Source organism: Streptomyces sp. SudanB182_2057, from assembly GCF_964272715.1.
In the GTDB taxonomy this organism is placed as follows: Bacteria; Actinomycetota; Actinomycetes; order Streptomycetales; family Streptomycetaceae; genus Streptomyces; species Streptomyces rubradiris.
On the sequence record NZ_OZ186798.1, the window covers coordinates 1,060,778 to 1,074,133 of the forward strand.

15 protein-coding genes are annotated in these 13,356 nt (G+C 74.2%); 7 read left to right on the forward strand and 8 right to left on the reverse strand.

The window, feature by feature from the left end; all coding sequences use genetic code 11:
* Positions 1–182: 182 nt before the first annotated feature.
* A complete protein-coding gene (locus ACSURM_RS04265; protein WP_436953606.1) occupies positions 183–743 on the forward strand; it encodes a DUF2243 domain-containing protein in 561 nt (186 codons plus the stop codon).
* Positions 743–1,570 carry a cytochrome c oxidase assembly protein gene (locus ACSURM_RS04270; RefSeq protein ID WP_436953607.1) on the forward strand — a complete coding sequence of 276 codons (828 nt, stop codon included), beginning with the start codon at positions 743–745 and terminating at the stop codon, positions 1,568–1,570. The genes ACSURM_RS04265 and ACSURM_RS04270 overlap by 1 nt, the downstream gene beginning before the upstream one ends.
* An 85-nt stretch (positions 1,571–1,655) precedes the next feature.
* Here ACSURM_RS04270 and ACSURM_RS04275 read toward each other — a convergent pair whose 3' ends face one another.
* Together ACSURM_RS04275 and ACSURM_RS04280 are read right to left on the reverse strand one after the other, a co-directional pair.
* Entirely contained in the window at positions 1,656–2,585 is a 930-nt protein-coding gene (locus ACSURM_RS04275; RefSeq protein ID WP_436953608.1) for a M56 family metallopeptidase, read from the reverse strand.
* A gap of 6 nt (positions 2,586–2,591) precedes the next feature.
* Positions 2,592–2,990, reverse strand: a complete 399-nt coding sequence (locus ACSURM_RS04280) for a BlaI/MecI/CopY family transcriptional regulator (protein WP_359042255.1) — start codon at positions 2,988–2,990, stop codon at positions 2,592–2,594.
* A gap of 157 nt (positions 2,991–3,147) precedes the next feature.
* Between ACSURM_RS04280 and ACSURM_RS04285 the strand changes: the two genes are divergently transcribed.
* Positions 3,148–3,789, forward strand: a complete 642-nt coding sequence (locus ACSURM_RS04285) for a peptide deformylase (protein WP_436953609.1) — start codon at positions 3,148–3,150, stop codon at positions 3,787–3,789.
* A gap of 8 nt (positions 3,790–3,797) precedes the next feature.
* Here ACSURM_RS04285 and ACSURM_RS04290 read toward each other — a convergent pair whose 3' ends face one another.
* A complete protein-coding gene (locus ACSURM_RS04290; protein WP_436953610.1) occupies positions 3,798–5,228 on the reverse strand; it encodes a dihydrolipoyl dehydrogenase family protein in 1,431 nt (476 codons plus the stop codon).
* 141 nt (positions 5,229–5,369) lie between these two features.
* Between ACSURM_RS04290 and trxA the strand changes: the two genes are divergently transcribed.
* The 3 genes from trxA to ACSURM_RS04305 all read left to right on the forward strand — a co-directional run bounded on the left by trxA (position 5,370) and on the right by ACSURM_RS04305 (position 7,777).
* Positions 5,370–5,750 (forward strand): thioredoxin, encoded by a 381-nt coding sequence (trxA, locus tag ACSURM_RS04295; protein ID WP_436953611.1) that lies wholly within the window; start codon positions 5,370–5,372, stop codon positions 5,748–5,750.
* Between the two features lie 201 nt (positions 5,751–5,951).
* Complete coding sequence (locus tag ACSURM_RS04300; protein WP_436953612.1) at positions 5,952–6,632, forward strand: TetR/AcrR family transcriptional regulator; 681 nt, start codon at positions 5,952–5,954, stop codon at positions 6,630–6,632.
* Entirely contained in the window at positions 6,629–7,777 is a 1,149-nt protein-coding gene (locus tag ACSURM_RS04305) for an FAD-dependent oxidoreductase (RefSeq protein ID WP_436953613.1), read from the forward strand. The genes ACSURM_RS04300 and ACSURM_RS04305 overlap by 4 nt, the downstream gene beginning before the upstream one ends.
* Before the next feature lie 149 nt (positions 7,778–7,926).
* Here ACSURM_RS04305 and ACSURM_RS04310 read toward each other — a convergent pair whose 3' ends face one another.
* Positions 7,927–8,607 carry a TetR/AcrR family transcriptional regulator gene (locus ACSURM_RS04310; RefSeq protein ID WP_359042262.1) on the reverse strand — a complete coding sequence of 227 codons (681 nt, stop codon included), beginning with the start codon at positions 8,605–8,607 and terminating at the stop codon, positions 7,927–7,929.
* A 99-nt stretch (positions 8,608–8,706) separates the two neighbouring features.
* Between ACSURM_RS04310 and ACSURM_RS04315 the strand changes: the two genes are divergently transcribed.
* Positions 8,707–9,264 (forward strand): NAD(P)H-dependent oxidoreductase, encoded by a 558-nt coding sequence (locus ACSURM_RS04315; protein ID WP_436953614.1) that lies wholly within the window; start codon positions 8,707–8,709, stop codon positions 9,262–9,264.
* 90 nt (positions 9,265–9,354) lie between these two features.
* Here ACSURM_RS04315 and ACSURM_RS04320 read toward each other — a convergent pair whose 3' ends face one another.
* The 4 genes from ACSURM_RS04320 to ACSURM_RS04335 are packed head-to-tail and all read right to left on the reverse strand — an operon-like array spanning position 9,355 to position 13,321.
* Positions 9,355–10,170 carry an ABC transporter permease gene (locus ACSURM_RS04320; RefSeq protein WP_436953615.1) on the reverse strand — a complete coding sequence of 272 codons (816 nt, stop codon included), beginning with the start codon at positions 10,168–10,170 and terminating at the stop codon, positions 9,355–9,357.
* A gap of 11 nt (positions 10,171–10,181) precedes the next feature.
* Positions 10,182–11,063, reverse strand: coding sequence for an ABC transporter permease (locus ACSURM_RS04325; RefSeq protein WP_436953616.1), 882 nt, complete (start codon positions 11,061–11,063; stop codon positions 10,182–10,184).
* Between the two features lie 3 nt (positions 11,064–11,066).
* A complete protein-coding gene (locus ACSURM_RS04330; RefSeq protein ID WP_436953617.1) occupies positions 11,067–12,266 on the reverse strand; it encodes an ABC transporter substrate-binding protein in 1,200 nt (399 codons plus the stop codon).
* Between the two features lie 23 nt (positions 12,267–12,289).
* Entirely contained in the window at positions 12,290–13,321 is a 1,032-nt protein-coding gene (locus ACSURM_RS04335) for an ABC transporter ATP-binding protein (protein ID WP_436953618.1), read from the reverse strand.
* Positions 13,322–13,356 lie beyond the last annotated feature (35 nt).

Consider the following 13,356-nt stretch of genomic DNA (forward strand, 5'->3'; position numbering starts at 1 on the left):
CCGGGTACCGGGTACGAACGCGCGCGCCCGGCGGGCGTCCCCGGGCCGTCGGAAGTCGGCCGTCCCGCCGGGCCCCGCAGATGGCCGAGCCTGCGGCAGCGGTGGCGTCCGGGAACTGATAGCTGTCGTGAGGGCACCTCAGCCGGAACCGATCTATCCGGAATCGACCGAGACGAGGAGCGATGGCAACGACCGTACGCGACACCAGGAGTGACACCGCGCCCGCCAGTCTGCGCCTGCCCGGCATCCTGCTGGGCGTGGGGCTCGGCGGATTCGTCGACGGGATCCTGCTGCACCAGCTCCTTCAGTGGCACCACATGCTGACCAGCACCGACCACGACCGCGTCGGGGTGAAGTACTACGACCCGAAGAGCGTCTCCGGGCTGGAGATGAACACCCTGTGGGACGGCGTCTTCCACACCGTGTGCTGGCTGGCCGTCCTGTCCGGGCTCGCCGTGCTGTACGCGCGGGTGACCACCGGCCGGCGGCGGGTGTGGACCTCGCGGGTGCTGTGGGGCTGGGTCCTGGCCGGCTGGGGCCTGTTCAACCTGGTGGAAGGGCTGCTGGACCACCAGATCCTGGGCATCCACCATGTGCGCGGCGGGTCGTACCAGGTGTGGTGGGACGTGGCCTTCCTGGTCCTCGGGGCGCTGCTGGTGGCGGGCGGGCTGCTGCTCCAGCGGGGCGGCCGGTCCTTCGACCCGGCGGCTCCGGGCGCCGTCCGTGCGGGACGCCTCGGCTGATGGGCCACCACCACACCTCCGACCCGGCGGGCGGTGGCGCGCCGGGTGCCGTCCTGCCGGTCGTAGCCCTGCTGGTGTGCGCGGGCGGCTATCTGCTGCTGGTCCTCCGGGCGCGCCGGCGGAATCCGGTGCGGGCCTGGAGTCCCTGGCGCACCGTCGCGTTCTGCGCCGGCGTGGTGCTGCTGGCGGTGGCGCTGCTGCCGCCGGTGGCGCCCTTCGCACACCGGGACTTCCGCGGTCATATGGTCCAGCACCTGCTGATCGGGATGTACGCCCCGCTCGCCCTGGTGCTCGGCGCCCCGGTCACCCTGGTGCTGCGCGCCGTGTCCGCGCCCCGCGCGCGCCGGCTGACCGCGGTGCTGCACAGCGCCCCGGCGCGTCTGCTGACCCGTCCGCCGGTGGCCATGCTGCTGTCGGCCGGCAGCCTCCCGGTGCTGTACTTCACCCCGCTGTACGACACCGCCATGGCCCACCCGGCCGGGCACTGGCTGACGCACGCGCACTTCCTGCTGTCGGGGTGCCTGTTCGCGCACGCCGTCGCCGGTCCCGATCCCGCTCCGGCCCGGCCCGGCGTGCCCGCCCGGCTGGTCTGGCTGGGCTGCGCGATCGCCGTGCACGCGGTCGCCGCGCAACTGATGTACGGCGGCTTCGGGGTGGCCGTGCACGCTCCCGCGCCGGAGGTCCGGGGCGGGGCGGAGATCATGTACTACGGCGGTGACATCGCCGAACTGCTGCTGGCGGCGGCGCTGGTCGCCACCTGGCGCCCCGGGCGCCGCCCGTCCGCGCGGCTCGCCCCGCTCAGGCCCCGGGCGCGGCCGTCCGGGTGACCGCCCGGCGGCTCCTGCCCGGCCGCCGGGCAGGCCCCGGCCCTCGGTCTCGGTCCATGCCGTGCGGGCCGTGGATGCCTCCGGTTCACAAAGGGGTGGCCGCGCGCAGGATCAGGACCAGGGTGACGGCCGAGTTCGCCGACGACATCGCGGAGGCCAGCGCCCCGGCGGCGGCGCCCCAGGCGGCCAGGCCGACCGCGGTGAACGCCGACGGCCAGGTGCGGGCCGCCGGTGCGGGCGCCAGCAGCGCGGCCACCCGGCGCGGCACGGGCCCGGTCGCGGCGAGCGCGGCCAGGGTGGGCGCCGGGGTGCGCGGGGACAGCAGGGCCGCCTTGCCGATGGCGCGCGCGACCGTGCGCCGGTCGCCCACCGCGCGGGCCGCCTCCTCGTCCGCCCACCGCTCGGCCGTGTAGACGACGGCGGTGCGCAGCGGGCGCAGGAACGGGTTGGCGCGGGCGGCCAGGTGCGCGGCGAGCAGGTGACGGTGGTGGCGGGCGGTCAGGTGGGCGCGTTCGTGCGCGAACAGGGCGCGCCGCTCGGCCGGGGCGAGTCCGTCCAGCAGGGCGGTGCTGACCACGATCCGGCCCCGCCCGCCGGGCAGCGCGTACGCGTACGGCGCGCTGTCGGGCAGGACGGCCACCGTGGGGCCCGGCACTCCGGCCAGGGCCCGGCGGGCGCGGCGGGTGACCCGGCGGTGCCGCCACAGGGTGCGGGCGCAGGCGGCGGCGACCACGGCGAGCGCCGGTATCGCGGCCCGGCCGGCCACCTCGTCGTGCGGGACGGCGGCCCGCACCTCGGGGTCGGACCAGCCGTCGGGCAGCGGGTTGCCGGGCAGTTGCGCGGTGCCGACCACCATGAGCAGGGCCAGGCACAGCGTGCTGCACACGGCCATGACCACGGCGACCGCGGTCAGCAGCCGGGTGGCGGTGCGCGGATGCAGCCGGTTCTCGGCGAGCCGGGCGACCGGCCACGCGGACAGCGGCAGCACCAGCGGCAGGAAGACGAAGACCCCCATCGGCGCTCAGTCCTCCGGGCGGCCGGCGTCCGGGGCCGGGATGTCGAGCAGGGCCCGCAGCACCTGTTCGTCGCCGGGCGGCAGGGCGGTGACGAAGCTGGCCAGGACCGCCTCGCGGTCCCGTTCGCCGTCCAGCAGGCGGCGCATGCGCAGGGCGGCGAGCCGGGCGACGTCGGCCGTCGGCGTCCACACGAAGGACCGGCCGTGCCGTTCGCGGGAGACGACGTCCTTGGCGAGCAGCCGGGTGAGGATGGTGACGACCGTGGTGTAGGCGAGGTCGCCGCCGAGGCGCTGCTGCACCCAGGCGGCGCTGACCGGCCCGTCCGCCTCACGCAGCGCGCCGAGCACCTGGCCTTCCAGCTCGCCCTGGCCGCGCCGCCGGGCCCGGCCGTCCTGCCCTGTCATCTCCGGTCCCCTCCCCCGTCTCCCACCGCTCTCTCACCGACCCGTCCCACGCTACTTCACGCCACTGACAGTGCCCTGGCCGCGCGGCCCGCGCCGGGTGCGCGCCGACGCCCGGGGGGTGCCGCCGGGTGCGGGACGGACGTGGCATGCTGACGCGATGGCACCCCGTGATGACACACCGCTCGCCGAGCGGGTCGAGGAACTCCTCGCCGCCGGCGGTCCCTTGCCCATCGTCGCGGCCGGCCGGCCGGTGCTGCGGCGCGGCACCGAGCCGTACGACGGTCAGCTCGGCCCCGCGCTGCTGTCCCGGTTCGTCGAGGCGCTGCGCGCCACCATGCACGCGGCGCCCGGTGTGGGCCTGGCCGCCCCGCAGGTCGGCATCCCGCTCCGGATCGCGGTCATCGAGGACCCGGCGCCGGTGCCGCCGGAGGTGGCCGCGGCCCGGGGCCGGGTCCCCCAGCCGTTCCGGGTGCTGGTCAACCCGGTGTACGAGCCGGTGGGCACCGCCCGGGCCGCGTTCTTCGAGGGCTGCCTGAGCGTGCCGGGCTGGCAGGCGGTGGTGGCCCGGCACGCCGAGGTGCGGCTGCGCGGCGAGGACGAGCGGGGCCGCCCGCTGGACGAGGTGTTCAGCGGCTGGCCGGCCCGGATCGTCCAGCACGAGACGGACCACCTCGACGGCACGCTGTACCTGGACCGCGCGGAGCCGCGCTCGCTGTCGACGAACGAGGCGGTGGCGGCCCTGTGGCCCCACCCGACCCCACATCCGGCAGCCGAGGCCCTGGGGTTCCGGCTGCCGTAGCGGCGCGGTCAGTTGTCCCGGTACGCCTCCAGCAGTCGCAGCCACACCTCGCTCAGGGTCGGGTAGGACGGGACCGCGTGCCACAGGCGGCCGACCGGGACGCGGCCGGTGATCGCGATGGTGGCCGAGTGGATCAGTTCGCCGACGCCGGGGCCGACGAAGGTGACGCCGCGCAGGATCTCGTCCTCCAGGTCGACGACCATGCGGGCGCGGCCCCGGTAGCCGTCGCCGTACAGGCCGGCGCCCGCCACGGAGGAGAACTCGACGTCCACGGCGCGCACCCGGTGTCCGGCCTGCTCGGCCTCGGCGAGGGAGAGGCCGACGGCGGCGGCCTCGGGGTCGGTGAAGACGACCTGCGGTACGGCGTGGTGGTCTGCCGTCGCCGCGTGGGCGCCCCAGGGCTCCTCCAGGAGGAGGTCACCGGCGGCGCGGGCGGCGATCGCGGCGCCGGCGATGCGGGCCTGGTACTTGCCCTGGTGGGTGAGGAGGGCCCGATGGTTGACGTCGCCGACCGCGTACAGCCAGTCGGTGCCGGTGACGCGGAGGCTGTCGTCGGTGTCCAGCCAGGAGCCGGGTTCCAGGCCGACGGTGTCCAGGCCGAGGTCGTCGGTGCGCGGGGCGCGTCCGGTGGCGAAGAGGATCTCGTCGGCCTCGATCCGGTCGCCGGCGGAGGTGACCGCCACGACGGTGCCGTTCTCGCGGCGGACGGACTCCACGGAGGTGCCGGTGCGGATGTCGGCGCCCGCCTCGGTGAGGGCCTCGGCGACCAGTTCCCCGGCGAACGGCTCCATCCGGTTCAGCAGGCCCTTGCCGCGGACCAGCAGGGTGACCCGGGAGCCGAGGGCCTGCCAGGCGGTGGCCATCTCGGTGGCGACGACCCCGCCGCCGACGACGATCAGCCGCCCGGGGGCCGTCTTGGCACTGGTGGCCTCGCGGCTGGTCCAGGGCCCGATGTCGGCGAGTCCGGGCAGGTCGGGCAGTTGGGCGCGGGTGCCGGTGGCGACGGCGACGGCGTGCCGGGCGGTGAGCGTGGTCAGGGTGCCGTCGGGACCGGTGACGGTGACCGTGCGCGGACCGGCGAGCCGGCCGTGGCCCCGGTACAGGTCGGCGCCGGTGCCCGCGAGCCAGTCGGCCTGCCCGTCGTCCTGCCAGTGGGAGGTGTACTCGTCCCGGCGGGCCAGCACGGCCGGGGTGTCGAGCGGGCCCCGCACGTCCTGGGCGAGGCCGGGCAGGCGGCGGGCGTCGGCCTGGGCGATGACCGGCCTGAGCAGAGCCTTGCTGGGCATGCAGGCCCAGTACGAGCACTCGCCGCCGAGCAGTTCGCTCTCCACGACGGCGGTGGTCAGCCCGGCCGCCCGGGTCCGGTCGGCGACGTTCTCGCCCACCGGCCCCGCCCCGATCACCACGACGTCGTATGTGTTCGATTCCGTTTCCGTCATGGGGTCAGTCTGGTGGGTGGTGTGTGCCGCGGCCACATGGGGTACGCGCGCGGAACACCGGTGTGCACGGCTGGAATAGGCGGCCCGGCGGCCGTGTTTGCGCCGTCGGCACACCCCACACCAGGAAGAGGGAATCACGCCATGACCAGCACCGTGGAACTGACCAAGGAGAACTTCGACGAGACGGTCTCCGGGAACGAGTTCGTTCTGATCGACTTCTGGGCGTCCTGGTGCGGGCCGTGCCGGTCGTTCGCACCCGTCTACGAGAAGGCGGCGGAGGAGAACCCGGACCTGGTGTTCGGCAAGGTGGACACCGAGGCGCAGCCGGAGCTGGCCGCGGCCTTCGAGATCCGGTCGATCCCGACGCTGATGATCGTCCGTGACCAGGTCGCGGTCTACGCACAGCCTGGCGCCCTGCCCGCGCCGGCCCTCGAGGATCTGATCAAGCAGGCCCGCGCGCTGGACATGGACGAGGTCCGCAAGAGCGTCGCCGCCGCCCAGCAGGGGCAGGCCCAGCAGTAGGTCCCCGGTGCGGCACGGGTCGTCCGGGCTCGCGCCGCACCACAAAGGCCGCCGGTACGGTGTGCGCCCCGGGCCAGCCGCCGGGGTCACGCACCGCATGCGTTCATCGCGCATACCTCTCCTCCCCTTCCGAGGCGAAGCCGCACGGTGCCGCTGTTCCGCGAACACGTTCGTGACGAACGCGTTCGTTACACTGGTGCCATGACCGCTGCCCCCCGCTCCCGCCGGGAGCGTCCCGCCAAGCCCGCCCTCACCCGGGAGGGCATCGTCGCCGCCGCCGTCGCGATCCTGCGCGCCGAGGGGCTGCGCAAGGTGACGATGCGCCGGCTGGCTCAGGAACTCGACACCGGCCCCGCCTCGCTGTACGTGTACGTCCGCAACACCGACGAGCTGCACGCGGCCGTCCTGGACGAGCTGCTCGGCACGGTCGGCCCGGCGCCGGCCGAGGGCGGCTGGCGGGAACGGCTGGAGCGGGTGCTCACCCGCTACACCGCGATGCTCCTGGCACACCCGTCCCTGGCCCGGTCGGCGCTGACCGCGCGGCCGAGCGGCCCGCACTACCTGCGCCTGATCGAGACCCTGCTCGGCCTGCTGCGGGAGGGCGGGGTCCCTCAGGCGCAGGCCGCGTGGGGCGTGGACCTGCTGCTCCAGCACGCCACCGCGACCGCCGCCGAGCACGCCGGGGAGGAGTCCCCGGCCGCCTGGGAGGCGGCGGCCCGGGCCCTGCGCGAGGCGCCCGCCGCCACCCATCCGCACCTCGCCGCCGACGCCGGGGCGCTGCTGTCCGGCACGCCCGAGGCCCGCCTGTCGTGGGCCTTCCAGGCCCTGATCACCGGCATCGAGCGGACCGCCGTACCGACCGAAGGCCAGGAGGCCCCATGACCACCGCGCCCCTCCCCCACCACCCCGTCGCCGTCGTCGGCGCGGGCCTCGGCGGGCTCGCCCTCGCCCGCGTGCTGCACGTGCACGGCATCGAGGCCGCGCTGTTCGACCTGGACGCGTCGCCGGACGCGCGCGCCCAGGGCGGCATGCTCGACATCCACGACGACACCGGCCAGGAGGCGCTGCGGGCCGCCGGCCTGTACGAGGAGTTCCTGGCCCGTGTCCACCCGGGCGGCCAGGCCACCCGCGTCCTCGGGCAGGACGGCACCGTCCTGCTCGCGCAGCCCGACGACGGCACGGGCGGGCGCCCCGAGATAGACCGGGGCGACCTGCGCGAGCTGCTGCTCGGTTCGCTGCCCGCGGGCTCCGTCCGGTGGGGTGCCAAGGTCGTCGGCGCCCGCCCGCTGGACGGCGGACGGCACCGGGTGACGCTCGCGGACGGCTCCGAGTTCACCACCGACGTGCTGGTCGGCGCGGACGGCGCCTGGTCCCGGGTCCGGTCCCTGGTCTCCGCCGCCCGGCCCGCGTACACGGGCGTGTCGTTCGTGGAGGCGGATCTGCGGGAGGCGGACCGGCGTCACCCGGTGAGCGCGGAGGTGGTCGGCGGCGGCATGCTCTTCGCGCTCGGCTCCGGCCGCGGCTTCCTCGCGCACCGCGAACCCGACGGCGGCCTGCACGTGTACACGGCCGTGGTCGCGCCGGAGGACTGGCTGGACGGCATCGACTTCACCGACACCGAGGCGGCGAAGGCGGCCGTGCTCAAGGAGTTCGACGGCTGGGACGAGCGGCTGCGGGCGCTGGTCGGCGACGCGGACGGGGCGCTGGTGCCCCGCCGCATCCACGCGCTGCCGGTGGGGCACCGCTGGGACCGGGTGCCCGGGGTGACCCTGCTCGGGGACGCCGCCCACCTGATGTCCCCGTTCGCGGGCGAGGGCGCGAACCTGGCCCTGCTCGACGGCGCCGAACTGGGCCTGGCGCTGGCCGCGGCGCCCGACGACACGGAGACCGCGCTGGCCGCGTACGAGGCCCGGATGTTCCCCCGTGCCGAGGCGTCGGCGGCGGAGTCCGCGCGCGGTCAGGAACTGCTGTTCGCCGCCGACGCCCCGAGGGGGCTGGTGGAGATGTTCACCGGCCACGGGGACTGACCGGCGGACCGTTTCAGCCAAGGGGATCGACCGGCCCGGTCTCGGCCGGGGGGACTGTTCGGCGTCCGGTCGGCCCGGTTCCCGGCGGGGGCGCACAGCGGTGCTGCGACGCTCCCGGCGGGCTCCGCGGGACGGCCGGGGCCGGGTCGTCAGTCCCGCGGGTCCGTACGCGTCACCCGGGCGACCAGGTCGAGCCAGGCGGCCTCCAGGCGCTCCATGGGCATCTCGCACTGCCGGGTGAGGTGATGGATCAGCGCGGGGTCCAGCGAGGCGAACAGCGTGTGGGCGAGCAGGTCGCAGTCGCCGTCGGGCACGGTCTGCCGGAGCAGCATCGTGAGGTGCGCGCGCAGCGCCCCGGCCGCCGGGTGCACGAACCGGCGGGTCGGCTCGGGCTGGGCGGCCAGTTGCAGATCCAGTTGTTCGGCCGTGCGGTACAGCACCGCCACGCCGAACGCCCGCAGCCGCTCCAGGGGCGGCGCGCCGGGCCCCAGCGGCGGGGGCCCGCCCATGAAGTCGGCCTGGAGCCGGCGGGCCGAGTGGTCGAGGAGGGCCATCAGCAGCCCGGTGCGGTCGCCGAAGCGGCGGAAGACGGTGCCCTTGCCCACGTCGGCCGCCGCGGCGACCGCCTCCATGGTGACCCCGGCCACCCCGTGCTCCGCGATCAGCCGGGCGGCGGCCTCCAGGAGCCGCGCCCGGTTGCGGGCCGCGTCGGCGCGCAGGCCCGGCTCGCCGGGAGCCGCGCCGACCTCCAGCAGGGAGGGGGTGTCGAAGGGCTCTTGAGGCTTGGGGAAGGGCGGCAGAGCGCTGGACATGACGACAGCGTAAAGCATCGGGAACAGAACTGGACCGCGGTCCGTTTGAGGTGATAGATACTTAAACGGACTTCGGTCCGGATCGTCACAGCGATGTTTCAGCCCCTTGGAGTTCCCATGTCTGTTCGCATCCTCGCGCTCGTCGGCAGCCTCCGCGCCGGTTCGCACAACCGCCAGCTCGCCGAGGCGGCCGTCAAGCTCGCGCCGGAGGGCGCCGAGGTCGAGCTCTTCGAGGGCCTGGCCGAGGTCCCGTTCTACAACGAGGACATCGACGTGGAGGGCAGCGTGCCGGCCGCCGCCGTCAAGCTGCGCGAGGCCGCCCAGGCCGCCGACGCCTTCCTGTTCTTCTCCCCCGAGTACAACGGCACCATCCCGGCCGTGCTGAAGAACGCCATCGACTGGCTGTCCCGTCCGTACGGCGCCGGCGCCTTCGGCGGCAAGCCCGTCGCCGTGGTCGGCACCGCCTTCGGCCAGTACGGCGGCGTGTGGGCGCAGGACGACACCCGCAAGGCCGTGGGCATCGCCGGCGGCAAGGTGATAGAGGACATCAAGCTGTCCATCCCGGGTTCCGTCACCCGCTTCGCCGAGACCCACCCGTCCGACGACGCCGAGGTCGCCGCCCAGCTGACCGAGGTCGTGGCCCGTCTGCACGGCAACGTGGGCTCCGCCGCCTGAGCCGTCCGCGCACCGGGGGCCGAAGCCGGCGCGGCTTCGGCCCCCACCTTGTAGCCGGCCCGTTCCGGCCCCGGCCTGGTTCGTCCGGGCCTAGACGCGGCTCGACGTCGCCGTGTCCGCGGACAGCCGCTGGGCGAGGTAGACCGGGATCACCGACAGCAGGACCAGTACCGCGGCCACGACGTTCACCACCGGTGCCTGCCGTGGCCGGGCCATGTTGTCGAAGATCCACAGCGGGAGGGTCTGGACACCCGGACCCGCGGTGAACGTGGTGACCACGATCTCGTCGAAGGACAGCGCGAAGGCGAGCAGGGCGCCCGCCAGCAGCGCGGAGCGCGTGAGCGGGAACGTGACGTCCACGAAGGCCCGCAGGCCGCTCGCGCCGAGGTCCTGGGCCGCCTCCTCGTACGAACCGGCAGTACGGCGCAGCCGGGCCACCACGTTGTTGAAGACCACGACCACACAGAACGTGGCGTGCCCGACGATCACGGTGAACAGCCCGAGGCCCACCCCGAGCGGCTCCAGCACCGTGCCGAAGGCCGAGTTCAGCGCGATGCCCGTGACGATGCCGGGCAGCGCGATCGGCAGCACCACCAGGAACGACACCGTGTCCCGGCCGAAGAAGCGGTACCGGGCCACCGCGAAGGCCAGGAGCGTGCCGAGCACCAGGGCGATGGCGGTGGCCCCGAGCCCCGCCTTCACCGAGACCCACAGCGCCTGCCGGACACCGGGGTTGTGCGCGGCCACCGACCACCAGTGCCCGGTCAGTCCCGGCGGCGGCCAGCCCGCGCTGCGGTCGGGGTTCAGGGAGTTGAGCAGGACCAGCACCAGCGGGACGTAGATCACCGCGAAGCCGAGCCCGGCGGCGGTCCGCAGGGCGATCCGCGCGGTGCGGCCGAGACGCATGGCGCTCCTTCCTACAGGTTGTCGAGGGCGCCGGTCCGGCGGATCGCCAGCAGGTACAGGACGATCACGGCCACGGGTACGGTGCCGAGCGCGGCGGCCATGGGCAGGTCGAGGTCGATGTGGGAGTACACGAGGTTGCCGATGAGCTGGGTCTTGCCGCCCACGATCTGCACGGTGATGTAGTCGCCGAGGCTGAGCGAGAACGTGAAGACGGAACCCGCGGCGGCGGACGGCAGCACCAGGGGCAGCACGATCGAGCGGAAGGTGCGGCCGGGCCGCGCCCCGAGGTCGGCGGACGCGTCGAGCAGCCCGTCCGGGACCTGTGCGAGCGCGGTGTGCAGCGGCAGGATCATGTACGGCAGCCACAGGTACGTCAGGGTGAGCACCGTGGCGGGCAGCCCGTAGCCGGGACCGCTCAGTCCGAACGGGGCGAGCATCCAGTCGGCGAGCCCGCCCTGGGACAGGATCAGCCGCCAGGCGTACACCTTGACGAGGTAACTCGCCCACAGCGGCGTGAGGATCGCCGCCACCAGCAGCGGTCGCCGGCGCGGCGGGGCCACCCGGGCGGTGTAGAAGGCGACCGGGAGGGCGAGCAGCGCGCACAGCGCGGTCACCGCGAGGGCCACGGCGACGCTGCGCAGCACCACTTGGCGGTAGACGGGTGTGGTCAGCAGGGCGTGGAAGTTGTCCGTCGACCAGACCTTCACCACCTGGGAGGTGAAGGAGTCCGTCGTCCAGAACGCGGAGACGAACAGCACCGCCAGCGAGCCGAGGTACAGGACGGTGAGCCAGAGCAGCGGGGCGGTGAGCAGGAGGGTCAGCCGCAGCCGGGGCCGGCGGCGCAGGACCGCGGCGAGCCGCCGCGCCGGGTAGCGCCCGGCTTCGGGCCGCACGGCTCAGCCCTTGATCCCGGTCCAGGCGCGGACCCACTCGGCGTACGGTACGCAGGTCACGTCCCGGCGGCCGTCCAGGCACTGTTCGCTGGGCGTGTTCCAGAAGGCGATCTTCTTCCAGTAGCCCTCGTCGGCCGCGTGGTACGTGGCGCAGAAGTTCTTGTCGGTGGTCTCGGCGCAGGCCCGGGAGTTGGCCGGTGCCTCGCCGAAGTACTCGGCGACCTGGGCGTTGACCTTGGGTGAGATGATCCAGTCCAGCCATTTGTAGGCGCAGTTGGGGTGCTTGGCCTTGCTGGAGACCATCCAGGTGTCCGACCAGCCGGTCGAACCCTCCTCAGGCACGAGCGCCTTGACCTCGGCGCCCTCGGAGGCGGTGAGGTTGGCGATCACCTGCCAGGTGGTGCCGACCACCGAGTCACCGCTCTTGAAGGCCGAGACCTCCTTCAGGTAGTCGCTCCAGTACTCGCCCACGTACTCGTTCTGCCGCTTCAGCAGCGCCACGGCCGCGTCGAACTGCTTCCGGTCGAGCGCGTACGGGTTCCTGATCCCCAACTCCGGCCGGTGGGCCTTGAGATACAGGGCCGCGTCGGCGATGTAGATCGGCGAGTCGTAGGCGGTGACGTGCCCCTTGTACCGGGCGGCGTCGTCGAAGACGGCCGACCAGGAGGTGGGCGCCGGTGTCACCTTCGCGGTGTTGTACATCAGCAGGTTGGCGCCCCGGCCGTGCGGGATCCCGTACATCCGGCCGTCCACGGAGTTCCAGGCGCCGTTCTTCAGCCCGTCGAAGACGTCCTTGTAGTTCGGGACCAGGCCGGTGTTGACGGGGGCCGCGTCTCCGGAGGCGATCAGGCGCAGGGAGGCGTCGCCGGAGGCGGAGACGGCGTCGTACGCGCCGGTCTTCATCAGCTTGACCATCTCGTCCGAGCTGGCGGCGACCTTGGACCGGACCTGGCAGCCCGTCCGCTTCTCGAAGCCGCCGACCCAGTCGGCGCGCGGATCGTTGGAGCCGTCCTCCACATAGCCGGCCCACGCGATCAGGTTGACCTGTCCTTCGGTGCGGCCCAGCTCCGCCGGGGCCTTCAGGGCGGGCGGGTGGACGCCGGGGGCGGACGAGCCGCCGGATCCGGAGGAGCCGCAGGCGGCGGTGAGCAGCAGCGCGGCGGCGCAGAAGGCCGCGGCGCGCGGGGTACGGATGAGACGCACGGCGCTCTCCAGGGGTGGGGGGATCAGGAAGGGAGCCGGACGGCGTGCCGGCGGTGCCAGCGGAGGCGGACCCGGGTGCCGCGGTAGGCGGCGACGTCCGCCGAGGAGTTCTCCAGGTTCTGCTGGAGCGCGGTGAGCCGGCCGCCGCCGTCCAGGTCGACCACGAAGCGGGTGGCGTCCCCGAGGTAGACGACCTCGGCCACGGTGCCGGTGGCGGTGGCGTGTTCCGGCTCGTCCGGTCCGGCGGACTCCTTCAGGACACGGATCTTCTCCGGGCGGATGCTGTAGGTTCCCGGGGAGCCGGTGATGCGGTGGGCCGTCTCGCCGTCGAGGAGGTTGGAGACGCCGACGAAGGAGGCGACGAACGCGGTCGCCGGACGTTCGTAGATCTCCGCGGGCGTGCCGGTCTGGGCGATCCGGCCCCGGTCCACGACGGCGATCCGGTCGCTCATGGTGAGGGCCTCCTCCTGGTCGTGGGTGACGAGGACGAAGGTGATGCCCACGTCCCGCTGGAGCGCCTTGAGTTCGACCTGCATCTGCCGGCGCAGCGTCAGGTCGAGGGCGCCGAGCGGTTCGTCGAGCAGGAGCACGCGGGGGCGGCCGACGAGCGCGCGGGCCAGCGCGACGCGCTGCCGCTGTCCGCCGGAGAGCCGGTCGGGCCGCCGCCGTCCGTAGCCTTCGAGGCGGACCTCGGCGAGCGCCTCGCGGGCGCGGGCCAGCCGTTCGGCCTTCGGCACCTTGCGCACCCGCAGCCCGTAGGCGACGTTCTGCTCGACCGTCATGTGCGGGAAGAGCGCGTAGTCCTGGAAGACGGTGTGCACGTCCCTCTCGTACGGGGCGAGGCCGGTGACCTCCTGTCCCGCGAGTTCGATCCGGCCCCGGTCGGGCGTCTCGAACCCGGCGATCAGCCTCAGGAGGGTCGTCTTCCCGGAGCCGGACGGGCCGAGCATCGAGAAGAACTCGCCGTCGCGTATCTCCAGGTCGACGCCGGCCACGGCGGGCGTCTCGCCGAACGACTTCCGAAGTCCCTGCAACCGGATCGCGAGTTCCTCCACACGGGAACCTTTCTGGCGCGCTCAGCGTTGACCTC